The sequence below is a fragment of the Bacteroides sp. NSJ-39 genome (genome assembly GCF_014287315.1).
Taxonomy (GTDB): domain Bacteria; phylum Bacteroidota; class Bacteroidia; order Bacteroidales; family Bacteroidaceae; genus Bacteroides; species Bacteroides finegoldii.
Map to the genome: position 1 here is coordinate 39,480 of NZ_JACOOB010000019.1, position 25,349 is coordinate 64,828.

Annotated in this window: 30 protein-coding genes and 1 pseudogene; 8 read left to right on the plus strand and 23 right to left on the minus strand. The window is 51.5% G+C overall.

Translation table 11 applies throughout. The features are described from left to right. Positions 1–25: 25 nt before the first annotated feature. The 3 genes from H8S63_RS16925 to H8S63_RS16935 form a co-directional block, all read right to left on the minus strand. A complete protein-coding gene (locus tag H8S63_RS16925; protein ID WP_004319187.1) occupies positions 26–589 on the minus strand; it encodes a hypothetical protein in 564 nt (187 codons plus the stop codon). Positions 590–637: 48 nt separating this feature from the next. Continuing rightward, positions 638–1,051 carry a hypothetical protein gene (locus tag H8S63_RS16930; RefSeq protein WP_009017698.1) on the minus strand — a complete coding sequence of 138 codons (414 nt, stop codon included), beginning with the start codon at positions 1,049–1,051 and terminating at the stop codon, positions 638–640. A gap of 74 nt (positions 1,052–1,125) precedes the next feature. Continuing rightward, positions 1,126–1,563, minus strand: a complete 438-nt coding sequence (locus H8S63_RS16935) for a hypothetical protein (protein ID WP_032581449.1) — start codon at positions 1,561–1,563, stop codon at positions 1,126–1,128. Positions 1,564–1,685: 122 nt separating this feature from the next. Here H8S63_RS16935 and H8S63_RS16940 point away from each other — a divergent pair, with 122 nt between their 5' ends. From H8S63_RS16940 to H8S63_RS16970, 7 genes are all read left to right on the plus strand, one after another. After that, complete coding sequence (locus H8S63_RS16940) at positions 1,686–1,991, plus strand: hypothetical protein (protein ID WP_032581447.1); 306 nt, start codon at positions 1,686–1,688, stop codon at positions 1,989–1,991. Positions 1,992–2,360: 369 nt separating this feature from the next. Continuing rightward, positions 2,361–3,335, plus strand: coding sequence for an ArdC family protein (locus tag H8S63_RS16945; protein WP_118430354.1), 975 nt, complete (start codon positions 2,361–2,363; stop codon positions 3,333–3,335). Between the two features lie 70 nt (positions 3,336–3,405). Next, entirely contained in the window at positions 3,406–4,056 is a 651-nt protein-coding gene (locus H8S63_RS16950) for a hypothetical protein (protein WP_118430353.1), read from the plus strand. A gap of 263 nt (positions 4,057–4,319) precedes the next feature. Further along, complete coding sequence (locus H8S63_RS16955) at positions 4,320–4,868, plus strand: SLOG family protein (protein WP_186927452.1); 549 nt, start codon at positions 4,320–4,322, stop codon at positions 4,866–4,868. 150 nt (positions 4,869–5,018) lie between these two features. Then, complete coding sequence (locus H8S63_RS16960; protein ID WP_186927453.1) at positions 5,019–6,731, plus strand: ParB/RepB/Spo0J family partition protein; 1,713 nt, start codon at positions 5,019–5,021, stop codon at positions 6,729–6,731. A gap of 109 nt (positions 6,732–6,840) precedes the next feature. Continuing rightward, positions 6,841–7,443 (plus strand): hypothetical protein, encoded by a 603-nt coding sequence (locus H8S63_RS16965; protein ID WP_004326128.1) that lies wholly within the window; start codon positions 6,841–6,843, stop codon positions 7,441–7,443. Continuing rightward, entirely contained in the window at positions 7,440–7,661 is a 222-nt protein-coding gene (locus H8S63_RS16970) for a hypothetical protein (RefSeq protein ID WP_004326125.1), read from the plus strand. The genes H8S63_RS16965 and H8S63_RS16970 overlap by 4 nt, the downstream gene beginning before the upstream one ends. On the opposite strand, the gene H8S63_RS16975 is transcribed toward H8S63_RS16970, so the two are convergent. Beyond that, positions 7,651–7,962 (minus strand): hypothetical protein, encoded by a 312-nt coding sequence (locus H8S63_RS16975; RefSeq protein WP_255467676.1) that lies wholly within the window; start codon positions 7,960–7,962, stop codon positions 7,651–7,653. The two genes, H8S63_RS16970 and H8S63_RS16975, sit on opposite strands and share 11 nt — an antisense overlap. A gap of 76 nt (positions 7,963–8,038) precedes the next feature. Between H8S63_RS16975 and H8S63_RS16980 the strand changes: the two genes are divergently transcribed. Continuing rightward, positions 8,039–8,482 (plus strand): RadC family protein, encoded by a 444-nt coding sequence (locus H8S63_RS16980; RefSeq protein ID WP_118430349.1) that lies wholly within the window; start codon positions 8,039–8,041, stop codon positions 8,480–8,482. A gap of 99 nt (positions 8,483–8,581) precedes the next feature. Here the strand turns inward: H8S63_RS16980 and H8S63_RS16985 are convergent, their stop codons facing one another. The 19 genes and pseudogenes from H8S63_RS16985 to H8S63_RS17075 form a co-directional block, all read right to left on the minus strand. Next, the gene (locus H8S63_RS16985; RefSeq protein WP_118058762.1) at positions 8,582–9,358 is read right to left on the minus strand and encodes a RusA family crossover junction endodeoxyribonuclease; all 777 of its coding nucleotides are present in this window, start codon (positions 9,356–9,358) and stop codon (positions 8,582–8,584) included. 18 nt (positions 9,359–9,376) lie between these two features. Then, positions 9,377–10,198 carry a serine protease gene (locus H8S63_RS16990; RefSeq protein ID WP_032581432.1) on the minus strand — a complete coding sequence of 274 codons (822 nt, stop codon included), beginning with the start codon at positions 10,196–10,198 and terminating at the stop codon, positions 9,377–9,379. A gap of 223 nt (positions 10,199–10,421) precedes the next feature. Beyond that, the gene (locus tag H8S63_RS16995; protein WP_032581430.1) at positions 10,422–11,270 is read right to left on the minus strand and encodes a hypothetical protein; all 849 of its coding nucleotides are present in this window, start codon (positions 11,268–11,270) and stop codon (positions 10,422–10,424) included. 31 nt (positions 11,271–11,301) lie between these two features. Continuing rightward, positions 11,302–11,958 carry a hypothetical protein gene (locus tag H8S63_RS17000; RefSeq protein WP_032581429.1) on the minus strand — a complete coding sequence of 219 codons (657 nt, stop codon included), beginning with the start codon at positions 11,956–11,958 and terminating at the stop codon, positions 11,302–11,304. Next, positions 11,945–12,394 carry a DUF3872 domain-containing protein gene (locus tag H8S63_RS17005; RefSeq protein WP_032581427.1) on the minus strand — a complete coding sequence of 150 codons (450 nt, stop codon included), beginning with the start codon at positions 12,392–12,394 and terminating at the stop codon, positions 11,945–11,947. Before H8S63_RS17005 ends, H8S63_RS17000 begins: the two co-directional genes overlap by 14 nt. 24 nt (positions 12,395–12,418) lie before the next feature. Next, positions 12,419–13,000 carry a conjugal transfer protein TraO gene (locus H8S63_RS17010; protein ID WP_032581425.1) on the minus strand — a complete coding sequence of 194 codons (582 nt, stop codon included), beginning with the start codon at positions 12,998–13,000 and terminating at the stop codon, positions 12,419–12,421. Between the two features lie 3 nt (positions 13,001–13,003). Beyond that, positions 13,004–13,942 carry a conjugative transposon protein TraN gene (gene traN, locus H8S63_RS17015; RefSeq protein ID WP_032581424.1) on the minus strand — a complete coding sequence of 313 codons (939 nt, stop codon included), beginning with the start codon at positions 13,940–13,942 and terminating at the stop codon, positions 13,004–13,006. 36 nt (positions 13,943–13,978) lie between these two features. Beyond that, positions 13,979–15,370 (minus strand): conjugative transposon protein TraM, encoded by a 1,392-nt coding sequence (gene traM / locus H8S63_RS17020; RefSeq protein WP_186927454.1) that lies wholly within the window; start codon positions 15,368–15,370, stop codon positions 13,979–13,981. Positions 15,371–15,390: 20 nt separating this feature from the next. Next, complete coding sequence (locus H8S63_RS17025; protein WP_118430347.1) at positions 15,391–16,557, minus strand: hypothetical protein; 1,167 nt, start codon at positions 16,555–16,557, stop codon at positions 15,391–15,393. Then, a complete protein-coding gene (locus tag H8S63_RS17030; RefSeq protein ID WP_117902683.1) occupies positions 16,532–16,816 on the minus strand; it encodes a TraL conjugative transposon family protein in 285 nt (94 codons plus the stop codon). The genes H8S63_RS17025 and H8S63_RS17030 overlap by 26 nt, the downstream gene beginning before the upstream one ends. A 5-nt stretch (positions 16,817–16,821) precedes the next feature. Then, on the minus strand, positions 16,822–17,445 hold the full coding sequence (gene traK, locus H8S63_RS17035; RefSeq protein WP_004327368.1) for a conjugative transposon protein TraK: 624 nt from the start codon (positions 17,443–17,445) through the stop codon (positions 16,822–16,824). 49 nt (positions 17,446–17,494) lie between these two features. Beyond that, entirely contained in the window at positions 17,495–18,499 is a 1,005-nt protein-coding gene (traJ, locus tag H8S63_RS17040; protein WP_118430346.1) for a conjugative transposon protein TraJ, read from the minus strand. 52 nt (positions 18,500–18,551) lie between these two features. Then, complete coding sequence (locus H8S63_RS17045; RefSeq protein WP_004327366.1) at positions 18,552–19,181, minus strand: DUF4141 domain-containing protein; 630 nt, start codon at positions 19,179–19,181, stop codon at positions 18,552–18,554. A 4-nt stretch (positions 19,182–19,185) separates the two neighbouring features. After that, positions 19,186–19,548, minus strand: a complete 363-nt coding sequence (locus H8S63_RS17050) for a DUF3876 domain-containing protein (RefSeq protein ID WP_057097671.1) — start codon at positions 19,546–19,548, stop codon at positions 19,186–19,188. A 190-nt stretch (positions 19,549–19,738) separates the two neighbouring features. Then, on the minus strand, positions 19,739–20,212 hold the full coding sequence (locus H8S63_RS17055; RefSeq protein WP_255467677.1) for a TraG family conjugative transposon ATPase: 474 nt from the start codon (positions 20,210–20,212) through the stop codon (positions 19,739–19,741). Positions 20,213–20,268: 56 nt separating this feature from the next. Continuing rightward, entirely contained in the window at positions 20,269–22,080 is a 1,812-nt protein-coding gene (locus H8S63_RS17060; protein ID WP_122379204.1) for a reverse transcriptase/maturase family protein, read from the minus strand. 559 nt (positions 22,081–22,639) lie between these two features. Continuing rightward, positions 22,640–24,730: pseudogene (locus H8S63_RS17065) on the minus strand (TraG family conjugative transposon ATPase); the annotation flags it as partial. Then, on the minus strand, positions 24,727–25,050 hold the full coding sequence (locus H8S63_RS17070; RefSeq protein WP_118430344.1) for a DUF4133 domain-containing protein: 324 nt from the start codon (positions 25,048–25,050) through the stop codon (positions 24,727–24,729). The pseudogene H8S63_RS17065 and the gene H8S63_RS17070, both read right to left, overlap by 4 nt. 11 nt (positions 25,051–25,061) lie before the next feature. Next, a complete protein-coding gene (locus H8S63_RS17075; protein WP_255467678.1) occupies positions 25,062–25,313 on the minus strand; it encodes a DUF4134 domain-containing protein in 252 nt (83 codons plus the stop codon). Positions 25,314–25,349 lie beyond the last annotated feature (36 nt).

The window sequence follows — 25,349 nt, forward strand, 5'->3', positions numbered from 1 at the left end:
CTTTATAGGAATGTTCAGCCGCTTGTTATAATAAGTTTCCAATATCAAAGCCTAATTCTTTTAATACATTTGTTTGTTCTTTTTGGTATTCTAAAGTTCCACTATGGATAAAATCTTTATTTACAATATAGCTATTAGGGAAATCCTTGTAATACCTCATTAGAAAGTCTGGTATAATTTTATAAGTATTAAAACAAAATAAAATCTTACCAGATTTTACTAATCTAATAAACTCCTCTTTACTTTCACATTGATAAAGGTTCCCATCTTCATGAAAAACTCTGCATTGATCAAGAAATAATTTCATGTTGAAATTAGCAAAATTAGCTAAATATTGAGGGCGTTGCCACCGCGCAATATCTGTACTGTCTGGAGATGATACGACTTTTCCCCATATACCTCGTTTTATAGGAAAAGAGTTACAGCTAAAATAGAGACGATAATGGGTTTGAGCAAATGTCTCTTCATTCAGTTCGCCTTCTAATGATGAAAAAACGCCATAACATTCGTTTGTCAAAAGTCTTACATAATATAATTCACCATTTCGACCATTAATTTTATAAATTGCCCCCAACTCATATTTTGCCATAATGCTTTGATTTTTATTTATTATAATGTTCGGTGTCTAACTTATTATTTAGATGTTAAGCCATTTGTTATCAATCTTCTTTCTATGTAATTTAGTTCTATCTATATCTTTATAGAATAGTATTTCATTTTCATTAATACTATCAAGATATACTAAATCATAAATGTCTTTTACCCGTATTAATCGCATGGAATTAAGTTCTATTACAGATAGCATAAATCCTGAAATACAAAATTTACGAATATACATTGGAATAAATACTAAATTTTCGTGATACAATAATGGACCTCCAAAGCGTTTGTCACAAAAGACTTTCTGCCCATTTACGATAAGATTGCCAACCAGAGGACCACCTTGGCATATTTCATTCAAATTTGTGTATTGAATATGCCAGTTATCTTGTTGTATATCTTTTGTAAATCCCCAAGGAGTATCTAATTTATTTACAATTCCAATGCTCATAAATTTCTATTGATTGATAATGTCCGGTGGCTAACCGACCATTAAGGGAGGTTTAGCCGATTGTTATCGTTCTGTTATCTTGTTTCTATTAATTGCCCTATTTCTCCTGTTTTTACATTAATTGAAAAGCGAAAATCGCAATTTGATATATTGATGAAAAAGTATAAAATTCCATTTTCAACTCTCACATCAACGAAATGTAGTGCTCTACCATAATATAGATTCCCGTAAGTAGCAATAAACAAATCAGACACATTCCAAACTACCTGATTTGCTCCGTTCAATACATAAGCTAAATTGAATCCACCTGTATATGGATTCTCAACAACACCGACTACATTATCATGTTCTAATAAAATAGCGCACAAACCACCTTTTTCTTGTTTCCGATTATACACCTTTCCATTACATTCCCATGAAATCTCAATAGGAAGAATATCTCCAACAGAGTAACATGATGTTGTACCCGGAGAAATTGGGCGAATATATTTAAATGACTCTATTTTATTCATTCCATTTATTTTTTATGAACGGTAATATGTAATTATCCACGTTTTCCGCTATTATCTTCGCTCAATTACAAATATATATCATAAGGGCGAAACTTCGGAATATTCGGTCTTCCTTTTTTTCTATGGTATGCTTAAAAGCAGTTTTTGCGGGTGGTTGTTTGGGCGTTCCCCTTCGGGTCGGGCTTTCCGCTGCAAGTCCTCGCTATGCTGTGGGCTTTCCCCTGCAATCCCTAACGTGGGTGAAAGGGCTTTCACTGTCTTGCGCTTACACCTTGGCGCACGGGCTGTCCCGTCCCGGCGTCCGTTTCCGACCACTCCGTGAGACTGCATGGCCGAAGCCGGACATCGGGGCGGAAGGACAAACGGAACACATCCGTCCGTCCCGCCCGAAAGAGTTCCCCGGTGTTTGTCCGGCAGCCGGAACCTGACCGTGCTCACATATACTTCTCCCGCCCGTATCTCCTTGCCTTGGGAAACGGGCGTTCCCGGCTCTCCGGAAGGCTTCTTTTTCCTGCACCCGGCAAGTAACTTACCATTGACTGGAATGACTGACAGGGCATTTTTTCCCTAAGCTGATTGGAAAAACATTGACGAAGGTAGGCGGAGGTGAAAGCAAATCCGCAAAAAATGCCAAATCTCCACCCTGCGGGTAGTATTTACCATTTTTTCAGATGGTTGCAATTCACCTTTTCCGCTATCAATGATGGTCAATGTTCTTCCCAATCAGCCAAGGGAAAAAAATTGGTTGGGACGACAAGCGATGAAAACAGAGTAATAACGATTAAAATTTGTGAGTTATGGCAACAACGAACAGCACCATCGAAAAGATTGCACCGATGTTCACCGATTTGTTAATCAAGAAAATCGAGTGCTTGAAAACGGATTGGCAAAAACCGTGGATAGCGAGCCTTGAACAAGGTTTGCCCCGCAACATCAGAGGGACGCTCTATAACGGCGGGAATGTCTTGATGTTATTGTTCTACACCGAGTTCATGAAATTCACTTTGCCCGTGTTCCTCACGTTCAACCAAGCGAAGGAAGAGGATTTAAGTGTTTGCAAGGGCGCACGCTCGTTTCCCGTCTATTATTGGTTTAAGTTCGTGGTACACAAGGAAACGAAAAAGACAATCAAGTACGAGGAATACCGCAAGTTGCCCGCAACCGAGCAGGAAAATTACAAGGTCATCCCGCAGATGAAGTATTACAATGTCTTCAACATCGACCAGACCGATTTTGCCGAAAAGCAGCCCGAACGCTACGAGCGCATGAAAAAGGGAGAGCAGCCCGAAGACTGTTCGGACGGGATGATTTACGAGGCGTTGGACGAGCTTGTCTATCTGCAAAATTGGTATTGCCCCATCAAGGTGCAGTATTCGGACAGTGCCTACTATTCGCCCTCTTCCGACCATATCATTTGCCCGCAGCGTGAGCAGTTCCCGCAGGGAGCGGAATATTACGGCACGCTCCTGCACGAGATGGCGCACAGCACGGGAAGCCCCCAACGGCTGAACCGCACGTTCGGCAGCTTCTTCGGGGATGCGCTCTATGCCCGTGAGGAACTTGTGGCGGAACTTACCGCAGCCCTTTGCGGTGCGTTCTTCGGCTACGCAGCCGCACCGCAGGAGAACAACGCCGCCTATCTGAAACACTGGCTCACCAAGCTAAAGGAAGAACCCGCCTTTTTGGTGGAGATATTGGGGGACGTGAACAAGGCGGCGAAGATGATTGCCGACAAGGTAACCGAACCGATAAACGAACCCGCAGCAGCCTAAGCGGGACGGCAAAGGAACAAGAGTATAAACCAACGGGCGGAGCAGTCCGCCCCACTAAAGACATAAGACGATGAAAACATTATCGGAAAAGGAATTTAACGGGTTAAACATAAAAGCTATGTTTACCGAGAAGGTGGAACAGGCAAAAAAAGAACTGTCTCCACTCATGCAGGAGGTAAGGAAGTACATACCCCAAGCGGAATACGGCTACCACGTGGTAAGCGGTGAATACCCCGCATTTTACGGCGTGCGCATAGAGTTCACGTACAACGGCATCCGTTTCCATGTGTACAGGATAAACAAAGAGAACAAATACAGGATAGCCGCCGACATGGGGCATTTTGAGTATGTCAACCGCTACGACATCGAAAGGGCGGGCAACCAATACGAAAAGCCGTGCAATATCGGTGTGTTCACCGCCAAGAAAATAAACGATTGGATAAACTACTGCACGCAGATATACAGGCAGGTGGAGCAGGAAAATGCGGAGAACGCCCGAAAGGTAGCCGACTTCTTGAAAAGTATCGAGAACGAACCCGTAAGATGGGAAGGGAGAAACCGTGCGGAAGGGACGATAACCCGCAACGGCTTGCGCTTCACTTTCTACATAGAGAAAGGACACCTCTCCTTTGAACTGTCCCTAAGTTATCGGGGAACGGCTGATTACGACACTTTCCGGCTGTTGGCTGATAACCGCTATATCCCGAAAGGAAACTGTTAAAGAACCACGGGCGGAGCAATCCGCCCGACAATACCAAAGAACATGAAAACGACACCCGTTTACAAACTGATATACCGCCTAATCCTTTGGGCTTCGATGGTTTATTTCCTCACCACCACCGCAGGGCGGTTTTTCGCCTTGTCGCTTGTCGTGGCTCTGTTTTACTTCGTGGCACGGCTTGTTTTCGCCCTTGCGTGGCGTCTGTTTGTCGGTTTCGTGTTCATCTTGATAATCATTCTTTTAATACTCTAAAATTTACCGATATGGAAACAAGGACATGGACAGAAAACGGAACACCCGTTAGCAAGGAAAAGACGGTAACCTTTTCGGGACACCGCACCAACCGTATAGCCAAGTTCACGGCAGACCGTGAGAAACTCTTCAGGGAGGTGGCGTTCGACACATTTGTAGCCATCGAAAGTTATTGTATCAAAAAAGGCTACGACACCTTTTTGTCGGGAATGTGCGAGGGCTTCGACCTTATCGCAGCAGAGGAAGTCTTGAACCTCAAAAAGGAATACCCGCATATCCGTTTGAAATGCGTTGTCCCCTTCAAGGGACAAGCCGAGCGGTACACCCAAGCCGACAAGCGGCGTTACGACACCATTTTGGCGCAAGCCGATGAAGTGGTAACCTTGCAGGACGGATATACCGAGGGCTGTTTCTTACGCCGTAACGACTACCTTTTGGAAAACTCCGCTTTTCTGATGGTCTATTACGATGCGGTAGCCGTGGGCGGTACGTTCTACACCCTCAAACGGGCGGTAGAGCAAAAGAAGAAGTTCGCGAACGTATGCTATAACCGCAGGTAGCCCCGCAAGGGCGGATTTTCCGCCCGCTACTTTCTTTCGTGAGCCGGAGCGGGGAAAGAAAGATAGCAAAGAAACCGATTTCCCGAACGGGACGGTTTGTCAAAAATCAAAAAGAACAACTATAAACAATCAACTTAAAAATAACAGATTATGAAGACAAAAGCAAATCAATCAGCAGCAGAGAAAAACATCACGATGGTAGCGTTGGCAGACATTCAGCCGAGCGGTTTCAACCCACGCAAGCGTTTCGATGAAACGAGCCTTTACGAGCTTGCCGAGAGCATCAAGCGGCAGGGCGTGTTGCAGCCCATCACCGTGCGCCCCGTTGACGGGACAGACCGTTACGGGATTGTTTTCGGGGAACGCCGTTACCGTGCGTCCGTCATTGCGGGCAGGGACGAAATTCCCGCAATCGTAACCGAGTTGTCGGACGAGGAAGCCGAGGAAATGGCGATTACCGAGAACTTGCAGCGCAAGGATGTGACACCCGTGGAGGAAGCCGCAGCCTATCAGCGGCTTATCGAGAGCGGACGCCACACCGTGCAGACCTTGGCGCAACTCTTCGGAAAGAACGAGAACTATATCCGCACACGGCTGAAATTCACCGCCCTTATCCCCGAAATCGCCGCCCTTTTGGATGCGGATGAAATCACCATCAGCGTGGCGGCTGAAATCTGCCGATACGGGGAGGACATTCAGCGTGAGGTGTACGAGAAGCATTTGCAGGACGAGGGAACGTATAACAGTTGGCGGGGACTGAAAGCCGCCGATGTCGCAAGGCGCATCGAGCAGAACTTCACCACCGACCTGCAATACTACCGCTTCGACAAGACCGAGTGCGCCACGTGCGCACACAACACCAATAACTTGCTGTTGTTCCATGATGGCGGGTGCGGGCATTGCGCCAATCGCACGTGCCTTGCCGAGATGAACGCATCCTACCTCATGGAGCGAGCCGTGCAAATCATGCGGAACCAGCCGGAGGTGTCGCTCTGCCGTGACCGCTACACCGCCAACGAGACGGTGGTAGAACGGCTAACCGCTTCGGGCTACAAGGTGGAGACCCTTGACAGGTACACCGCCTTTCCAAGCTGCCCGAAAGAACCCAAAGCCGAAAATTTCAACGACCCCGAACGCTACGGGGAAGCCCGCACCCGCTACGAGCAGCAATGGGCGGACTACATGGAGCAGGAGGAGGAAATCACCCGCAGGAGCGGAACGGGGGAAATCACCGTCTATGCCAAAATCGGGCAGAAGGAGATTACATTCTGTTACGTGGAGAACATGACCGAAGCGCAGACAGCGGACGGAACGCCCGCACCCGCACCGCTCTCACCCGTGGAGAAATTGGAGAAGCAGGACGAGCGCAACAAGGAAATCGCACTCGAACGCACGGTGGAGGACACCAAGAAGCAAATCCTCGAAGCCGACATCACGGGCGGTAAGTTCAGTGCCGATGAAGATACCATGTTGTACTTCTTCCTTCTGTCCTCTCTCCGAAAGGAACACTTCGCAGCCGTGGGGATTGCGGAAGACAAGCAGTATATCACGGACGAGGACAAGATGGGGATTATCGGCAACCTCACCGTGAGGATGAAGACCATCATCCGCAGGGACTTCCTTGTAGCCAACTTCAAGGGAGCGTACGGGAACAACACCGTGGCGACCCTCTTGCTTGACTTCGCACGCAGGCACATGCCGGAGGAACTCGCCAACATCGAAAGGGAGTACAACGGGGTGTACGAGAAGCGTCACCAGCGCATCGAGGAAAAGAAAGCCGTCCTCTTGGTGCAGGAACGGGCAAGGGAGCGCAAGGTAACGCAACCCGAGGAACAACCGCAACCCGAAGAGATTGCAGCCTAAGGACAAAGGGCAGGGCGGAGAAATCCGCCCGCTACTTTCTTTCGTGAGCCGTAGCGAAAAAGAAAGATAGCAAAGAAACCGATTTTCAAACTTTCAAATTTTCAAACTTATGCGAACCGTACAAAGAACCTATACACTATTCGGCATTGCGGAACTGGAGGACGAAGCCCGTCAGAGAGCCTATACCGACTGGCTTGCCAAGGGAAACGATTACCCGTATGCTTCCGAGAACTGCGACACGCTCGAAGCCTTCTGCAATCTTTTTCGTATCGTCTGCACAAACTACCGTTACGACAGTTGCACATACGCTTACCGTTTCTATACCAAGCACGAGGCGGACACGGAGGAACTTTCAGGCGTCCGCTTGCTGGCTTACCTCTATAACAACTTCCATGCGGGGTTGTACAAGCCCAAGGTCTATTGGACGAAAGACCGCAAGAAAAGGCGCAGGAGCCGTATCTCCGTCACTTGCGAATGCCCCTTCACGGGCGTTGTGTCGGACGAAATCATCTTGCAACCCCTCATGGACTTCATGCGCTCGCCCGACACACGGAATTTCAAGGAACTCATGCGTGACTGTCTGGAAAACTTCTTCCGCTCGTGCCGAGACGATTGCGAGTATTGCGAGAGCGAGGAATATTTCACGGACGAGAGCCACAGGAATAATTGGGAGTACCTTATCGACGGGACACTTTTCAAGGAAACGGCATGAAGCAGGAAATCAGACAGAACGGGAAAACCGTCCTTTACAGCGGGGACGGTCATAGCATCCCCATGATATTCAACAACCTTGTCGGAAAGAACCTCAAAGGCAGGGAGTATTCGGACTATATCGCTTTCGTAGCCATTCCCGACATGGGGTTTACCTACGGGAAGATAGCGTATTATTCGGACGGAAACCTAATCGCAACGGGGGAAATCACGCCATAACATCCCCCCCTTGTGTTTCATCGCCGGAAGTCCGGGACGGGTAGCGATCCGCCCGGACTTCTTTTTTTACCCGCCCGTGGGAAAGGATTGACCCGATTTTCGGACGCACTTCTTTTTCTTTCGGTGAGCCGTGGGCGGGAAAAGAGAAAGAAGCAAAAAGAACCCCTTTGACCCACCGGATTTTTAGCCAAGCTCCACACTCATTTTTTAGCAAACCTACGGGGAAAAACGGACAAGCAGCAAGGCTGAACCTGACGGTTTTGCGCGCAATCTCCACACCTTCGGGTCGTATTCCACGCAAAAGCCTTGCATGAAGTCCGTTCTTTCCCCGTGCCCCAAAGCAAAAAATAAATGTTTCACTTTTAATTTTTTGCATTATGAATACACTGTCTTTTCCTCAAATCACCGTAAGTTACAAGGACGCTGACGCATCCAAGAGAGTTAGAATCCGCTCTTCCAAGGAGTCTTACGACATCCTCAAGCCCTTCTACGAGGACTGTATGCAGCACCACGAGGAGTGCTGGGCGATGTACCTGAACCGGGCAGGCAAGCTGCTGGGCGTTTCGTGCATCTCACGCAGCGGGATAGACTGTACGGTGGTGGACATACGCATCGTCCTCCAGACGGCTCTCGTTTCCCATGCTTCGGGAATCATCCTCTCGCACAACCACCCGTCCGGCTCGACGGTGGCAAGCACACAGGACAACAACCTGACCAGCCAGTTGAAGAAAGGCTGCGAGGCAATCGGCATACAGCTTTTGGACCACATCATACTGACCGAGGACACCTACCTCAGCTACACGGACGAGGGGATGCTTTAAGCACCCCCTTTTTTGTTCGCCAGCTACTTTACACTTCTTTTCTTTTAACGAGTGAAAAAATAATGTAAATTGAAATAAGAATAAATTTAGATCAACAAATTACCTCTTCTGCAATCTTATTCGCTCTCTTTTAATTAATTCCTTGAAATTTAATCCTGCATCAATACATAATTGCTTAAACTTATCCAATGTATAGATTTGGTTATTAGGAATATCCTTTAACCGGGTTCTATGAAATAAATTGAAATCTGTTAAAGACGTTTCTATATTAGGATTTTCCTGCAACATTTTCTCGAAATTTTTTCTTCTTTTTCTTTGTATATGATGCAATATTAATATACAATGCAAATCATTAATGCTATTTATATCAAAATTATATACAGCATACATTTGTTTTTCTATCTGAACAAATCGCATATTCTCTTTTATACAGCAATCATCATTATTGAAATGAATACAGAGTTTTAAAATAGAATTTCGAGAGGAACTAACATCTCTGGACATCCATAAGCTATTTATTGAACCTATTTGAGAATCATCTATGAATATTCCATTACAGCCAGAAAATGTATCAATAATGGGTTTTATCAGGTTGTCTAAATCTCCAATTTTATCTGACTCCTTTTTGCGCAAACATGAAAAGTACCAAAAAAATTCAAGATTGACATCATTGTATATAATCCATTTAATTTTTGCTAATTCCGCTTTTATTACATTTTGCAGTTCCTCCTGAACATTCTTTTTAGACTGAAGTGTCGGAAACTTCTCAGAATCTATAATTAATGTAATACAGCTGTTTGCACAGCCTTCTACTAAATATGGACTATCGTATGAACAATTATCAAATCCTATTTCCAATTTATAATCTTGTAACATAACTGTAATAATTTCAATTTACTGTATTTTGTTATCTAAATCGAGCTTTTCTATGGTTAAACTATAATCTAATAATTTAACAATCTCACTAATTGGTTTTATCCAAACAGCATGTCCTCCATCTTCTACTCTAAGTAACATTCCTAATAATTTCCCTTCATTATTGAAAACAGGTGAACCACTCAATCCTGCCCATTGTTGATAATCTATTATTTGGGGGTATTTTAGATGAAACAAATTATTTTCAGTTTCTATATATTTTAATCCACAATAGACAGCGTTTAATGGGGAAAAACGAATACCATTCTGATGTACTTTCAAAATAGTACCAGTAATTACATATAATTCATCTTTAGAAGGATGTTCAAGAAACAGCTCTGTGGTTATAAATCCTTTGGGTTCTCCTGCTGACACAATTATCTCATTCTCTATACGAAGTTCTATTGTAACACATGCTTCTAACTCCTCATCTACTTTACAAAAAGCTACATCAACTAATTCTGGAAATACTAAATCATCTTTTGATTTTGGTATTTGATATTTTGTAAAATCATATATTCCCCCAAGAGGAACAACTAATGAAGCATAACATTCCATATCATTTTTACATTGTAACACACCTACAACATTATCTTCTACATTCCTTTCATCAGCCTCAAAATGTTCTCCATGAATAACATGATCTGCTGTTATAAAAAATTTATAGCCTTTATATTGTACAACAAATCCACAACCACAATATGTAAAATTAGCAAAATCTGTACTTTGGGGAGGTGCAACTACTACTTGATGATTTTTACTCCAAATAGAATTGAAATAATTTTTAATATCTTTATTCATACAACTAAATTCTTTATATAATACAGCCTTGACATACAATCACAATTAATTTCATTTTGAGACAGTTACCGTTTAGATATTCCGTCTTTTGCAAAGATAATAAAGGTATATGTATTTCCATAATTAAGTCCTGCTTATTTCGATTAAACATCTATTAGTTCTAAAATAATAGGAAAAGCATCCCAAAGGATGCTTTTCCATTTCGTCTGCTGCACAGCTCACGCTACATCTTCAATCCCCGTTTCCGCTCCTGCCGGATGTCGGAGAAGGAGAACTTCCCCGTCTCCTTGTCGAACTTCACCGACTTGTCCTTCTGCACGCCGTCCGGCGTCTCCATCCGTTTCACATTCAGCGGTTTCCCGTTGTAGAAGTCCGTCATTTGCCGGTAGCTGAACTTTTCCCCCGTCAGGCTTTCCATCAGGCTGTTCAGCGTATATACGCTGTCTTGGTTATGCACGCTCTCCGGCACGAACTCCGGGTGATTCCTCACCCAGTCCGGGTACAGCGTCTTCGCCATCAGGCAGACCTCCGGCGAGCGTTCCGCCCACGGGATCATCATCAGCGACTCCCGGCTGTGGGCGGCGCACCTGACATACACATCGGGCGTGAGCAGGCTTTTCGGCACTCCGCCACGCCCGACGGCGGACATCCCCGACGTTTCCACCGCCACCCGCACCCGCTCCGGCGTTTGCAGGTGTACGGGCAGGATGCTGATGCACCTGCCGTCCAGCGGCAGCAGGAAGTCCGCCATTTCGCCGTTCATCACCTCCGGGCGGATAGCCACCGCCACCCCGTAGAGTTCTTCCGGGTTGTTCTCCCGGCACTCCTTCAGCACCTCCATGCACACCTCCGGGGACGGGATATGCTGGACCAGCCCCCGGTGGAAGTCGTTCCCGAACCCCGCTTCCGTTTCCAGCGCCTTCCGGCACAGTTCCGGCGTCTTCATCTCCTCGGGCACGTTCTCCAACTGCCAGCCGTCCTCTTCAACGGCGGCACGGCAGACCTCCGCCGTGCGGTCGTGCCTGCATATCATCTCCAGAGGCACCTGATACATTCTTTCTTCTCGTTCCATGTTTTTACATTTTTTCTTGTTATAAACCCCTTTAAACATCCACCGACAACACGCACATCCATCCGCCGCTCTCCTCGTCCGGCGTCCAGCACCTCGCCCGGACATGGCAATAGCCTTCATTCTCTATCCACTCCAGCAGGCTTTCCGCTTCATCGCATTCCGTTTCCGCCAGCAGTTTTTTATCCGCCTCCGAGAGCAGCGACTTTATGTTCACGAACTCACGTACCTCCGGGTATTGCGGCAGCGTGTCCGGCACGTCGATATGCACAAAGTATTTCCGGAAATAAAACCGGATTTTCCCGCTTTTCCGTTCCACGCCCCGGGCTGGACAAGGTGGCGGCACTTCTGTTTTCATCCGCCTTCCGGCATCGTGCACACGGTATCTTTGCAGCGTCAGCGTGCAGCACGGTGTCCCGTCCCTGCGCAGGTGAAATCCCCGTTCCGTCACCCGGAACAGCTCGTGCTCCACGACCCGGCGCATGGTCCGGCAGTCGTCCTTCATGTCTTCCCAGACCTCCCCGGCGGAAACCGTCTCCAGCATGGCGAGCGTTTTCTCCGACAGCAGGTTTTCCGGACATATATTGTCCCCCGCTTGTGGAAGGACAATGTCCGTCCGCCACTTCGAGGCATGCAGGGCTTCGGAAAATTCCGGTATGTCGAGGTATAGAACCAGATCATTCCGTTCCATACCCGTCCTCCTTGTCGTTGTCCGCATTGAAGTCGAACTCCAGTTCGACCACCTGACCGTCCGAGTCCTCCACCCAGACGGTGAAGCCGCTCTGTTCGTCCGACAGCGGGGTGTAATAGAGCCGGAACGTCTCTTTCTCCAGCGGGTAGCGGTCATTGGGCAGCAACGCCGTGCCGTCGTCCAGTTTGAGCGTGCCTTCCCCGTCGAAGAGGAACCAGCGGATCGTGTACCGGGTGTCCTCCCAGCGTCCTTCCCGTTTCAGCTCGCACCGTATCTCCGCCGTCTCGTTCACTTTCAGCTCCTTCGGGACGGGCATCGTCTCCACCGTGAACGGGTATTTCGTCTGAATATCCAGCCCGTCATTACAGGCTGCGACCAGCACGAGGGCGGCCACAATGTAGCAGCCCGTGAGTATTTTATAAATCATTGTCCTCATATATACATTATTATAATATAGCAGTTATCGAATCATAAAACGTATTCCCACGCCGACCTGCGTGTGGAACTTCCCGCAGTCGCCGCCGAACAGCACCCGTTGGCGACCGTTTACCAGCAAGACAATCTTGTCCGTCACGTAGGCGGACAGCTCCAGCGTCAGCGCACCCCCATAGATGAAATTGTCCTCATCCGTGAGCCGGGAGCCGTCCGGCAGCAGGCTCTCGCCCCAGTTCACCGTCTCGTACCCGGCAAGGGCGGACAGCCCCAGTGCGGCGAAGAACGTCTTCTTCCGGTCTGACAGGAAGTTCAGGTAATAGCCGCCCTCGCCCGTGAACTGGCTCGCCGGATAGAGGCAGTCCCGGTAGCCGTACCGCTTCTCCAAGTATTCCGCACCGACCACCCAATGGTGGGCGTTCTTCGTGTAGGTGCTCACCGCTATCCCGGCGTGGTAGCCGAAGCCGTCGCCGTTTTTCCAGCGCATGTTGTCCGACAGCCCGCCCGTGAGCTGTATGCCCCTCATTCCGGGCAGGCACCGTTGGGCGTGTGCCTGGTTCACATGCAGGCACACCCCGAAAAGCAGGATAATGAACAGTAACCTTTTCATCGCTTACTTGATTTTCAGTTCGTTAATCTGTCTTGCCGCCACGAGGTCGGCGTTCTCCACCCGGATGGTCTGGTGCCTGCCGCCGTCCTTCTCGAACAGCTCGATGACCAGCAGCTTGTCGTCCGGTATGGTGAACTGCGGGACGGCATACACCGTGCGCACGTCGCTTTTCCCCTCCGTCACCAGCACCTCGTTGTAGCTGCGCACCGGATCGATCACCCGCTCCTGAATGGCGGTGCGCTTCGGCACTTTCTTGTCCACGATCTTGAACCGGATAAAGTCCGTCCGGAAAGCCACGTTCGACCTGTTCCTCGTTTCCGTGTGGAAATAGAACAGCCCGTTGTGCGAGTGGACGGATTTCAGGAGGAACTGCACCCCGAAGCGTTTGCAGCCCAAGTGCCGGATCTCCCGCCTGTCCTCCTTGTAGATGCTCTGCATGATCAGCTTCACCAAGAGCGGGCTTTCGCCTGCCAGCTCACGGAAATGGATGTTCATGCGGGTATGCGAAAAGTCCGTCGTGTCCCCGTTCTCCAAAAAATCCTTCATCTCGATGTTCAGCATCTCCGGCTCATGCGCATACCGGGCATTGAACGAATAGAAGCTCCCATCCTCGCAGATGACGGAAAAGTTCGTTTCCCCCGGAAACCCCTCGGTCGTCGCCTTCACCCGGATCACGTTCTCCGCACCGTCCGCTTTCCCGGCGATAATCCGGTCGCTTCCCAAATCCACGTACCGCACCGCCGAGGGGAAGATGATATGCACCGTCTTGGCGAACGTCACCTGCACCCCGTGGGGCGTAACCATCTGCCGGTAGGGTAGCTTCCGTGTAATCCCCTGATACAGGTCGTTGCCCGTGGTCCGCTGTATCGTGTCGTTCACCTGTGCGTTCGCACCCGTCACCATGCCCACAAGCAGGGCGACCCATCCAAAAATCTTTTTCATTGTCTTTACTTTTTAATGGTTTTATAATTTGTTGATTTATTGCTGTTTGGCGTAGAGCATCAGCGGATCACCCGCTTTCAGGTGCACCTTTACCGTGCGGAATTTCTTGGCGAGGTACTGGCTGCCGCCCTGCATCAGCCCACGGGTGATGTCCATCGCCACCTGTTGCCCGGCGCTCCGTGCGAACGAGATGCTCGTTCCCAGCCCGCCGCCGATGTTCGCCATCGCCTCCTTTGCCGCTTCCCGCTCCAGTGAGGTTTCTATGCACAGCCCTTTCATTCCCTCGTTGTCATAGACCGCCAATTCCACCGGCAATATGTTACCTTGGTACTGGACGGACGATACCGTGATGTCGAGCCGTTCCCCCTGCACCTTGCCTGTACCGGATACCACCGTATTGTGTGGGATAATCAGGTTTCCCGCCTGCAACGGTTCGAGCAGCCGGAGCTTCACCTGCTGACCGTCCATAACCGTCTGGTCTTGGTGGATGCAGGCGGCTATCGTGTTCTTCCCGAGGGCGTACCCGCTGCCCACCGCCGTGTTGAAGCCGTAGTTCCTCGGCTGGCTGTACCGCCGCATGAACTCCGCATCGCTCAATGGCTGTTGCAGCCCCGATACCGTCCGTTCCCGTGCCGCCTGCACCGCCACGGCGGGCTGTCCCAGACCGTTGCCGCCCTGCCCGGTGGCGGGTGCCTGCACGGTTGCGCCGTCCTGCCCGTTCTGCCCCATGTACTTGGCGGCAAGCTCGTAGCTCTTCTCCATCAGTGCCACCTGATCGTCGATTCCGCCCGCCTGCCGTTCCCTTTCTTCCAGTTTGGCGGTCAGCTCCTCCACCTGCCTTTTCAACTCCTCCTTTTCCCCGTCCACCTTCGGCTCCTCGTAGAACGAGCCGAGTTTCCGGTTAATGTCCCGGTAGGCGGCGACGGAGGAGCGGCTGCCGCCGTTGCCCGAGTAGTCCCTGAACGGTTCCCGTTCCGGCTCGCTGTCCGGCAGTTCCATTTCCACCCCGTCCGCATCGCTTTCCCCGGAGAAGGCGAAGTCCTCCAGCGAGCGCACCTTCTCCGCCTGCCGCCTTTCCGCCTGCGCCTGCTCGTAGGCTTTCCGCTTGTCGCCGATGATCCCGTCGTTCTCCGGCAGGGGGATGTCGGCGTTGAACGCCCCCACGGTGTCCCGGTTCACCTCCCGCTCTTCCGAAGGCGCGAATATCAGCCACATCGAGCCGAGGAACAGCAAGCCCATCAGCGGATATACCATCAGCTTCTTCCGTTGCTGCAACTGTTTCGGCGTGAGCGGCTTGGCTGTCTTCTTCTCCTTTTTTCCGCCGCCCTTGTCCTCTTTCTTTCCGTTCCCCATCTCCGGGGCTGCGGCATCCGCCGCCTTTACGTGCTGCGTTGCCGTTGCTTTTTCTTGGTTCTGTTCTTCCATCATGTCAAAAATTTATGGTTGTCCTACATTCTGATTCTTCTCCCCGGAGGCTTCCTTCTGCCTGTCTCTCCGGTTTGCCGCTTGCCGGGCGGCTCCTTCCGTTCCCGTTTGAGCGATGCCGTGGGGCTTGCCCGGTTGTCCGCCCGCAGGTGCGCAGCCTTCCGTTCCCGGCTTGCCGCCTTTTCGGGGAACAGCCTCGCTTCCAGCCCTGCCAGTTCTTTCGCCGCACGCTCCCGGATGGCACGGTTGTGGCGTCCGATGGCGGCTTCCGGGTAGTCCCGGGAGAGGTCCCCGTTGTCCTCGCTCAGGTGGTAGTCCCACCTCAGCCGGGCGATACCGGCAAAGTCCTCCGTCAGCCCGTACTTCTCCACCGTCTCCTTCGGGACTTCCCGCTGACCGTCCCAGCCGTGGCGGGCGAGCCCGTGGAGCAATGCCCGTTCCGCCTTCACCGCTTCCAGATAGTCGCCGGGCAGTTTGCCGCCCGTCTTCCTCTCGTAAAGGGCGGCGGCTTGCCGCATCAGCTTTCCCCGCTCGTCCGCCTCCCGCAACTCGATCTGTTCCATGACGGTGTGGTTGTCGCCCCGCATCTCCTCGCTCCATTCCCGGCTCAGTTCTTCGAGCCTGCGGTAGCCTTCCGCCAGCCCGTGGCGGATGGCCACCGAGTCGTCCGGTTTCTCGCCTTTCAGGGCAAGCCTTTTCAGTGCGTCGAGGTCGCCCTCCCTCATGCAGCAGTTCAGCAGCCGGTGCGCCGCATCCCGTTCCGCCTGCGCTTCGGGGGATAGCGGCTGCGGGGCGTTGCGCCTCGTGTACTCGTGCTCCAGCACCTTGTATTGCGCCGACAGACGCAGCATCGGGCTTTCCGCCGCCTCCTTCACGCTCCGGGGGATTGCCGCCCCCTCACGCATCCCGTAACGGGTCTCTTTCAGGGCGTCCATGACCGCCCGCCATTCGGGATAGCCCGTCTGGTACACGTACCGGAAGAACCTGTGTTCCAGCAGCAGCTCCGCCTGTTTCCTTGTCACCTCCGGGCAGTCCCGGTAGTCCCTGACGGACTGGAGGATTGCACCGGCATCCGCACGCCTCTTATTCAGCAGGCTCCCGAAATACGCCGCCACCTGCCTCATGTTCCGCTCCTCCTGCCGCTCCCGGCGGCGGAGCAGCCACTCACTCAACTTCTCCGCCAGTCCCATGCCGTCCGCTTTCAAAAGGGTTGATAATACTGTCATTGGGCAATTGCAGGCGCCTGATATGCTCTATCCCCAGTTCCTTCCCGTCGTTTCTGCCGATACGGTAGATGGAGGAGACGGTCATATAGACCGACAGTGCGCCGAACGCCGCCAGCATCACGAGGATGATTGCCACACGCATGTCGGGCGAGATACGCCCGGCGAGGCGGCGGAGCTTCCCGTCCGCCCAATCCTGCGCCTTTACGATGAATTTCCTTATCATAGCCGTCAGCGTTTAAGGGTCTGCAAATCCTTGTTCTCCGTGACCTCGAAGCCCTCGATGATGAAGCCCTGCGGGTTGTTGTCGCTCCTGACCGCATCCAGCAGGCGGCAGCGGGTTACAAGGCTGCGTTCCGTAACAGAGCTTTCCCGAAGGATGATCTGCCGGGCGAATGTCCGCACGCTGTACGGGTACTTGTCGAAGTCGCACCGCAGGCTGTCTATCTCTATCATCTGGTTGATGTTCCCCGATATTATGCGGTTGTAGTACCCCTTTTCCGAGAGGTCCTTGTAGTAGTTGAAGGCGCTCTTGTCCGCCAGCAGCAGCGAACGCCTGATGTTGCCCTCGATAGCCGACTTGTCGGGCGAGAGCGTGAAGAACAGCTCGTGGAAGCGGCGCACGTGCTCCCGTGCCTCCACCGGGCGGTTCTGCCGCACGTCCTGCGAGAGCGCCAGCATCAGGCTCTTGCCGTTGTCCAGCACGTAGATCTTCTGCCGCTGCGCCTCGGCGAAGCTGTACGACTTCCACAGGGCGAAGCCCGTCACCACGGCGCACAGACTGGCGAATACCAGCGTGAAGAGCCGTATCTGCCTGAAGCTCGTTTCGATATTTTTCAAACTTTTAAATTCCATGTTTCCGGTTTTTTATTCGTTATGACTCATTTTCTTGGGACATCCGCCGCTACTTGATGATTTTTCCGGCGATGTTCCCCACGGCTGCGCCCGCACCTGCGGCGGCAACGTTGCCTACCTTCGTGGCGGTCTGGTTCATCGCACGGTTGGCGTGGCTCACCCCGCCCGCCATGATGATCCAGTTGGCGACGGTCGGTATGGTGAAGTACCCGAATATCCCGATGATTAAAAAGATGATGTACACCGTGTTCGAGCTGTCCGGGATGAAGGTCGGGTCGCTCATCGCCTCGATGTCACGGGTGAGCATCAGCACTTGGATGCGTGCCAGCACCGAGCTGAACAGGTCGCTCACGGGCAGCCACATGTAGATGGAGATGTACCTCGTTATCCACTGCGTGAGCGTGCTCTGGAACCCGTCATAGACCGAGAGGGCGAACGCTATCGGACCGAGGATGGAGAGGGCGATCAGGAAGAACGTCCGTATCGTGTCGATGACCAGCGCAGCCGACTGGAACAGCAGTTCGAGCAGTTCTTGGAACCACAGCCGGATGTTCCGCTTCATGTTGTACTCCGTCCGGTCAATGTACATCACCGCCATCGTCTTCAAGTCCTTGGGCGACCAGCCCAGCTCGTCGAGCTTCTTGTCGAAGTCCTCCTTGCTCGCCAGATACGCCTTCTCCGGATCACGGCGGAACGCCTCCCTCTCCAGCGTCTCCTTCTGTTCCCGGTATCGGTTCATGTCGAAGGTCTGTGATTCGAGCATCCCGTGGCAGCCCTTCACCACGGGCGAGAGCACCGTGTTGATCGTGCCGATGACGAAGGTGGGGAAGAAGAGGATGCACAGCCCGATGGCGAACGGGCGCAGCAGCGGGTACACGTCGATGGGCTCGGCACGGGCGAGCGCCTGCCACACCTTGGCGGCTACGTAGAACAGCGCACCCAGCCCGGCGATTCCCTTGGCTACACCCGTCAGCTTCTCGCAGAGCGGCATCATGTCCTGATACAATGCCTGCAATATCTCGTGCAGGTTCGTGAAGTCTATCGCTAACAACATAGTCCTGTATTTTTATTATATGTACGCATACATTATTATATATTTGCCCGCCTCACCAGTAACGGTCTTCCGCATCCCCGTAGAGAGCCACCACCCGGTCGGCGTCCTTTTTCTTCTTCGCCCGCAGGTAGCTCACCGAGATGTTCTTGTCCGTGTAATACTGCACGAGGTTGCGGTACTCCAGCAGCCGCTTGTAGCTCTGGTCGATGATCGCCAGCCGCTCGGCGTCCGAGAGCGACATCCCCGTCACGTTCACCACGTTCTTCAAATCTTGCAGGATGTCCGCGCTCTCGGAGAGCAGCTTGGCGTACCCGAACGAGATGGTTGACAGCTCGTCCGGCGTGTAGTTCGGGTCGCCGAGCATCTTCTGGTAGTTGCGCACGTAGATTTCCGAGATGTCCGCCACCATCTCGATGGACTTCTTCACCTTCACGCCGCCTTTCACCACGTCATGCACCGCCTTGAGCGCATCGTAATACTTCCGTCCCTGCTCGAATATCTTCGCCGTCTCCTTGAACCCGTCCAGCGTGTGCTGTGCGGTGGCGGAGGTCTCCACGATCTCCTTGGTCGTGTTGATGATGCCCTGCGCCAGATTGCCGGGATCGTGTACGACCCACTGGGCGTTGGCCGCACCTGCCGTCAGGCACGCCACGCCCACGATGATTGCCTTTATCGTTCTCATGTCCTTACTGTTTTAGGGTTCCGTCACTCTTTCTCCTGTACTCTCCGCCCGGCGACAGCCGGATGCGGTCTTTCTCCCGGTCATAGTCCATCATCACGGCGAAGCCCGTCTCGATGAACAGCACCCCTTCCGTTTCCCGGACGAGGTAGGTCTCCGCTTCACTGCCGCCCTTGTGGTTCCTGTGCATGACCGTCACACGGTACCTGCCGTCCTCTTCCCAGAGGGTGAAGGGCGGCTTTCCGCCCGTGCTGACCCATTCGCCGCACATCTTTTCCAACCGTTCCGCATTTGTCTCCTTGCAGGAAATGACAAACGCCAGCGCCGCCGTCACCGCCGACAGCAGCAGGATTAAATTCAATCGTCTCATCTTGATTCCGTTTTTTTAGTTTTACAAAATTTTATTCTCTCCATGTCGTTTAGCCGTTTGTACATCCAGCCGTTTAACCGTTTGACCGTTTAGCCGTTTGGTCAACCATCCGACCCTTCAGCCGTTCGTCCGGTCAATCAACCACCCGTCCGGCAACCTGTCCGCCGCTCCCCGTCAGCGCATCGGCACATTATTTATACTTCGTTTCCGCCAGCCGCTTGATGGCAAGCTCCAAGTCACCGCCCAGCTCTTCCGCCAGTGCGAACACCTCCGTCTTCTCGCTCTCCTCGGTGGTATAGGTCAGGTACTCGGCAGCCGACACCTCCGTGGCGTACACCGCCGACTGCACCCCGTTCAGACCGATCCAGACCTCCTTGTACTTCCGTCCGGGATGGTTGGCGAGGTTGATGGAGAGTATCTGCGACTTCTCCTTGTCCGTCAGACCGAGCATCGACTGGATGCCGTCGAACTTGTTCATGTACTTCTTCTGGTCCAAAAGGATTTTGCAGTCCGAGTTGGTGATGATAGCCTCCTTCACGATGGGGGACGAGATGATGTCGTCCACCTCCTGCGTGACGACAATCGCCTCGCCGAAATATTTCCTGACGGTCTTGTGTAGGCTAAGCACCCAGCGCCTTATCATATTCCTATGACAGGTTTCCAAATGCTCGCCCCCGAACCGGACTTACACCTCTCAGCGTATCCGGCTCTCCACTAATTTCAGTCTATCTTTCCGTCATGTATCTTCTTGTGACAACTCCTGCACACGGCAATCGTCTTGCGTTTGCGGGCAATCATGTGTCGTTCCCAGCTTTCCTTTCCCTGCAAGTTCTTTAGTTTCCTTACATGGTGCATAACAAGGTCGTCTGTCGCTCCACATAATTCACACTCACGGGCTTTCAGTCTTTCAACAAGACTTGTCCGCCCCGCAGTATAAATTGTTCGTGGCATAATGTCACATTCCGATTTATAGGTAGGCTTCTTTCGTTTGAAGCCACCGTCGTAAAAGTACCTTTCCTTTACCCCTGTTTTAGTCATGTGCTTTACGATAAACCTACCGTTCTTGCGATATTTCTTGTTTACTTTACGTGTGCGGCACTTATATTTGCCTGCAAACGTTTTGTACATGCTGTATTCCATGATGTAACTGAAATTGTTCAAGGCATGGGCACAGTTGTTGGCTATGGAGTAGTAATTATAGAAACCCACGATTTCTCGATTATAACTGTCAAGGATTTCAAGGTCATCATTAAATATCAGTCCCGATTTACATTTCGGTTTCCATATTTCCTTTCCGTTACGGTTCGCCATTTCCAAGACTCCCAAATCGAAAAGTTTCTTACGAACAGTTTCCGAACTGACATTCAGACAGACCCTTTTACCATAGGTTCTTCTCAATCTGCCTCGTTTATCCCGTCTTTGTTCATTGGATTTTCTTACAGAGATTTCATATCCGAGAAACTTGGCAGGTCTTTTCGTGTGAGTGACAAGTGTCTTTTCATCGGACAGTTCCAATGCCAGTTTATCAGCAAGGAAGTTTTTAATATCTTCCTTTATCTGTTGCGCATCTTGTTTACTTCCGATAATTCCCACGAGAAAATCATCTGCATATCTCGCATATTTCATTCTCCTGTAATCGGCATCCATTTCTTCGCCGTTGGGATATTTAGCCCGTCCTTGTTCTATTGCTTTCAGTTCAAGGATTAGCTTTGCCTTTTGCCTTTCGTCTTTTACGGACTTCAATCTTCGCACAATACGTTTTCTTGCATTGCCAAAGTCCAAACTTTCTCTACTGAATTTTCGTTTCTTCCCCTTATCGAATTTGACAATGTATTCCTTTATATACTTGTCCAGTTTGTCAAGGTAGATATTAGCCAGTATCGGGCTAATGATACCACCTTGCGGTGTGCCACTGTAAGTATTATAGAATTGCCATTCTTCAATATATCCCGCTTTCAAGAACTTGCGCATTAAACGTATAAAACGTTCATCCGTAATGCGCTCCTTGAGGGTATTTATCAGTACATCATGGTTTATGTTATCGAAGAAGCCTTTTATGTCTCCCTCTACAAACCATTTTGCACCATTAAACTCCTTTTGGATATGGGCTAATGCAGTATGGCAGCTTCGATTGGGACGGAAACCATGCGAGGTGTATTCAAAACTTCCCTCGTATATGGCTTCCAATACCATTCTTACTACTTCTTGTATCAGCTTGTCATTAAAAGTCGGTACGCCAAGAGGTCTTTTCTTACCGTTTTTCTTTGGTATGTACACTCTCTTTGACGGTTGGGGTTGGTACGTTTCATCTTTTAACGTATCAATTAACTTTTCAATTCGTTTCAGGCTCATGTTGTCAATGGTCTGACCGTCCGAACCTTTAGTCATGTTACCTTCTTTGGCATAAATGCGCTGATAGGCAACGTAGAACATTTCCTCATTGAACAAAATCCTGTAAAGACGTTCAAACTTATAGCTTGCATCCTTACTGTGTTCTGATAGACTGTTTAATACTCTTTCTGGACTTCTCATAATGTCTCTCACATTTTCCGTTAATTGTATTAATAATTAGCTGCTTCCCTTCGCCATGTACAAGGCGTTACCTTGCTCAAACTACTATGGAAGCTCCGTTACCACTCCGAATTTTCATAGGTCGAACCTAATAGCCTTTCGGCACTTCGGGATAGGTAATCCCCGTTTATCACATCGTAACTATTGGCATGATAGATTGTCGGATACGACTTCCGTCCTTTACTCGCTTATTGCGGTTGTGTCGTGATAAGTTCTTGCTACATTCATACCTGTACACTGAAGTAGTATCACGATATGGCGATTGATAGTTACCTTACGCCATAGCCTCAAGGGGGACCACTCGGACTATCGTTCAATCAATTCGGACTTTATCCTCATATCTATCTTTTCATCTCGCTATTCAGTCGCAGTTTGGTAACTAACTGACTTATAACTTTTCCGACATGCTACACTCCCTGCTCGGTTAAGTTTTCCCGAAAACAGATAAGTCGGCTGATGATAGGTTGTTTTCAAAGAACACTTTCCTAATCTCTTGCCAAAGAGATGTTTACGATGCAACCTTTACGGGCGCACACATGTACTTCAAATACTCACTCATACTCGGCGAGGAAAGGGCTTTCCAAGCCTCCTCGCAGATCAGCATCTTCCGCACCCCTTTCAGGCGGCGCAGCTTGTTGATGAAGGCTTCCATGATGATGATCGTAACCACGGGGAACAGCTCGGCATTGTCCTTCACGGCGTCGATCTCGAAGACGATGAACCGCTTGTGCAGCAGGTCGATGTTCTCGTTCGAGTTCAGCAGGAAGTCGTAGCGCCCGCCCTTGTAATACTGCCGCAGCGTGGTCAGGAAGTTGTCGATGTTGAAATCCTCCCGGCTCACCTTGATGTCCCTTGCCGCCAGCTCCTTCCGGTAATCGTTCAGCATGTACTCGTAGAAGGTGTCGAACGAGGGGGCGATGTCCCGGTTCTGCTGTATCCGGCGGATGTACGCCGACACCGCACTGCCCAGCTCGCCGCTCTCCGTCTTCGTGACCTTCTCGTCCTCGCCCTTCCACAGCGCCAGCAGCAGCGTCTTGATACTGTCCTTCTTCTCTACGCTGAACTTGTAGTCGTCCGTGAAGAAGGGGTTGAAGCTGATGGGCTTCTCCTCCGTGTACGTGTAGTAAATCCCGTCCTCGCCCTTGGTCTTGCGGTGGATCAGCTCGCACAGCCCTTGGTACGAGTTGCCCGTGTCGATCAGCACGATGTGGCTGTTTTGCTCGTAATACTGGCGCACGAGGTGGTTCATGAAGAACGACTTGCCGCTTCCGCTCGGACCGAGGACGAACTTGTTGCGGTTCGAGATCACCCCTTTCTTCATCGGCAGGTCGCTGATGTCCAGATGCAGCGGTCTGCCCGTCATCCTGTCCGCCATCTTGATGCCGAAGGGCGAGAGCGAGTCCTTGTAGTTCGTCTCCTCGGTGAAGAAGCACAGGGCTTGCGGGATGAACGTGTAGAAGCTCTCCTCGAAGGGGAAGTCCCCCTCGTTGCCCGGTATCGCCGCCCAGAAGAGCGTGGGCACGTCCACCGTGTTGTGCCTCGGCTTGCACTCCATCAGGGCGAGCTGGCTGCCCACCTCGTTCTTGATGCGCCTAAGCTCCTCCCGGTCGTCGCTCCACGCCATCACGTTGCAGTGGCAGCGCACCGAGGTCAGCCCTTTCGAGTGCGCCTCGTTCAGGTATTCCTCGATCCATGCCTTGTTGATCTGGTTGGAGCGGGAGTAGCGGGAGAGCGAGTGCATGTTCCGGGCGGTCTGCTCGAAGCGTTTCAGGTTCTCCCCGTGGTCGTCGATGAAGATGTACTGGTTGTAGCAGTGGTTGCAGTCCAGCAGCAAGCCCACCGGGGCGGCGAACGACAGGCGGCAGTCCGAGCGGTCGGTCGAGAGCCGCTCGTAGCGGCTGTCCGTCGCCACCTTGCCCGGCAGGTCTTCCGTGTCCGAGAGGGTGTGCAGGCAGAGGATGTCGTCGCCGATGCGCATCTCCTCCGGGTTCAACTGGATGTCCTTCAGCACCGTCGTGTCGTGCTGCGAGAGCGAGAGGTACTTCTCCACGATGCCCGCCGCCGTTTCCGTACCGGTGATCTCGTCCGTCGTGAGGCGGCGCAGCGTAACGAAACCGCTGTCGTTCATGATCTTCTCGAACTGCCCGACGGCTTCGAGGAACCTCGTAACCGTCTCCCGGTCCTCGATCTCCTTGGGGACAAGCCTGCCCTTGCAGAGGGTGGAGAACGTGCTTTCCTGACGGCTCCGTGCCTTCGTCGTCTTGGTAAGGAACAGGTAGCAGAAGTGGTTCAGGAACGGGCGTTCGTTGAAGTGCCTCTCAAAGCTCCGGCTCAGGAAGCTAAGGTCGTCCCTGTCCGTTTCCGGCCGGTACTTCTCCTCGATGAAGAAGTCCTGCTTGTGCACGATGGAATACTCCGGCAGCACCTTCACCGCCTTGTGCCAAGCCGAGTGGACCGCCTCGTACTCGCTCCCCGTGACGGAGAACAGTTCTGGCAGTTCCACCCTGAAGGCGACCGTCACGTCCGCCTCCTTGCTCACGATGCAGCCGTTCTCCACCGCCAGCAGCGGGAACTTGCTTTCGAGTGTCGCCGCTTTCATTACGTTTCTCATTCTTGCCAGTGTTTAAAGGTGAATAATCGGGGGATTTTCAGCCGGTTCACCACGTACCTCGGATGCCGCCTGCGGGCGGCTGCCTTCATCAGCCCGTGCGTGCCGTACCGGGCGTTCAGCCGGAAGGTGAGCCATACCAGCAGCGTAGCCGCAGCCACGCCGAAGCCGATGCACACCCACTGGCTCACGCCCGCCATGTACAGGATGACGAACACCACGAACACGGCGAGCAGACCGCCGCAGAAGATGAAGAGGTACTGGCTTTCCAGCCCCTTGAACTCCACGTTCCTGCCGATCCCCTTGTTGATTTCCAAGTCCATAGTCCGCTGTTTTACAGGAAGAACGAACGGAGGATGGTAGCCGCCACGATCAGGAAGATGCAGGCTCCGAACCAGCTTGCGGCGACTTTGCTCACGTCCGGATCGCCGGCGCTGAACTTCCCGTACACTTTCACCCCGCCGATCAAGCCGACCACCGCACCGATGGCGTAAATCAGTTTCGTGTCGAGTAGGTCAGCCCCATTGCTGGGGCTTTCCCCTCTAAGAACCGTGCATGAGAGTTTCCCCTCACACGGCTCAAGCAACGCATTGCCATTCTTACTGAAGGAATAGTTCTGCCT

Bases quoted from the DNA above. Each gene is read 5' to 3' on its own strand.
- H8S63_RS16935 (WP_032581449.1), bottom strand. From the start codon at position 1,563: ATGAATAAAATAGAGTCATTTAAATATATTCGCCCAATTTCTCCGGGT.
- H8S63_RS16925 (WP_004319187.1), bottom strand. From the start codon at position 589: ATGGCAAAATATGAGTTGGGGGCAATTTATAAAATTAATGGTCGAAAT.
- H8S63_RS16960 (WP_186927453.1), top strand. From the start codon at position 5,019: ATGAAGACAAAAGCAAATCAATCAGCAGCAGAGAAAAACATCACGATG.
- H8S63_RS17005 (WP_032581427.1), bottom strand. From the start codon at position 12,394: ATGAGGACAATGATTTATAAAATACTCACGGGCTGCTACATTGTGGCC.
- H8S63_RS17060 (WP_122379204.1), bottom strand. From the start codon at position 22,080: ATGAGAAGTCCAGAAAGAGTATTAAACAGTCTATCAGAACACAGTAAG.
- H8S63_RS17000 (WP_032581429.1), bottom strand. From the start codon at position 11,958: ATGGAACGGAATGATCTGGTTCTATACCTCGACATACCGGAATTTTCC.
- H8S63_RS16945 (WP_118430354.1), top strand. From the start codon at position 2,361: ATGGCAACAACGAACAGCACCATCGAAAAGATTGCACCGATGTTCACC.
- traM (WP_186927454.1), bottom strand. From the start codon at position 15,370: ATGATGGAAGAACAGAACCAAGAAAAAGCAACGGCAACGCAGCACGTA.
- H8S63_RS17050 (WP_057097671.1), bottom strand. From the start codon at position 19,548: ATGAGACGATTGAATTTAATCCTGCTGCTGTCGGCGGTGACGGCGGCG.
- H8S63_RS17010 (WP_032581425.1), bottom strand. From the start codon at position 13,000: ATGAAAAGGTTACTGTTCATTATCCTGCTTTTCGGGGTGTGCCTGCAT.
- H8S63_RS16950 (WP_118430353.1), top strand. From the start codon at position 3,406: ATGAAAACATTATCGGAAAAGGAATTTAACGGGTTAAACATAAAAGCT.
- traN (WP_032581424.1), bottom strand. From the start codon at position 13,942: ATGAAAAAGATTTTTGGATGGGTCGCCCTGCTTGTGGGCATGGTGACG.
- traJ (WP_118430346.1), bottom strand. From the start codon at position 18,499: ATGTTGTTAGCGATAGACTTCACGAACCTGCACGAGATATTGCAGGCA.
- H8S63_RS17070 (WP_118430344.1), bottom strand. From the start codon at position 25,050: ATGGACTTGGAAATCAACAAGGGGATCGGCAGGAACGTGGAGTTCAAG.
- H8S63_RS16940 (WP_032581447.1), top strand. From the start codon at position 1,686: ATGGTATGCTTAAAAGCAGTTTTTGCGGGTGGTTGTTTGGGCGTTCCC.
- H8S63_RS16985 (WP_118058762.1), bottom strand. From the start codon at position 9,358: ATGTTACAAGATTATAAATTGGAAATAGGATTTGATAATTGTTCATAC.
- traK (WP_004327368.1), bottom strand. From the start codon at position 17,445: ATGGAATTTAAAAGTTTGAAAAATATCGAAACGAGCTTCAGGCAGATA.
- H8S63_RS17030 (WP_117902683.1), bottom strand. From the start codon at position 16,816: ATGATAAGGAAATTCATCGTAAAGGCGCAGGATTGGGCGGACGGGAAG.
- H8S63_RS16970 (WP_004326125.1), top strand. From the start codon at position 7,440: ATGAAGCAGGAAATCAGACAGAACGGGAAAACCGTCCTTTACAGCGGG.
- H8S63_RS17045 (WP_004327366.1), bottom strand. From the start codon at position 19,181: ATGAGAACGATAAAGGCAATCATCGTGGGCGTGGCGTGCCTGACGGCA.
- H8S63_RS16990 (WP_032581432.1), bottom strand. From the start codon at position 10,198: ATGAATAAAGATATTAAAAATTATTTCAATTCTATTTGGAGTAAAAAT.
- H8S63_RS16930 (WP_009017698.1), bottom strand. From the start codon at position 1,051: ATGAGCATTGGAATTGTAAATAAATTAGATACTCCTTGGGGATTTACA.
- H8S63_RS16965 (WP_004326128.1), top strand. From the start codon at position 6,841: ATGCGAACCGTACAAAGAACCTATACACTATTCGGCATTGCGGAACTG.
- H8S63_RS16955 (WP_186927452.1), top strand. From the start codon at position 4,320: ATGGAAACAAGGACATGGACAGAAAACGGAACACCCGTTAGCAAGGAA.
- H8S63_RS17025 (WP_118430347.1), bottom strand. From the start codon at position 16,557: ATGGGACTGGCGGAGAAGTTGAGTGAGTGGCTGCTCCGCCGCCGGGAG.
- H8S63_RS16995 (WP_032581430.1), bottom strand. From the start codon at position 11,270: ATGGAACGAGAAGAAAGAATGTATCAGGTGCCTCTGGAGATGATATGC.
- H8S63_RS16980 (WP_118430349.1), top strand. From the start codon at position 8,039: ATGAATACACTGTCTTTTCCTCAAATCACCGTAAGTTACAAGGACGCT.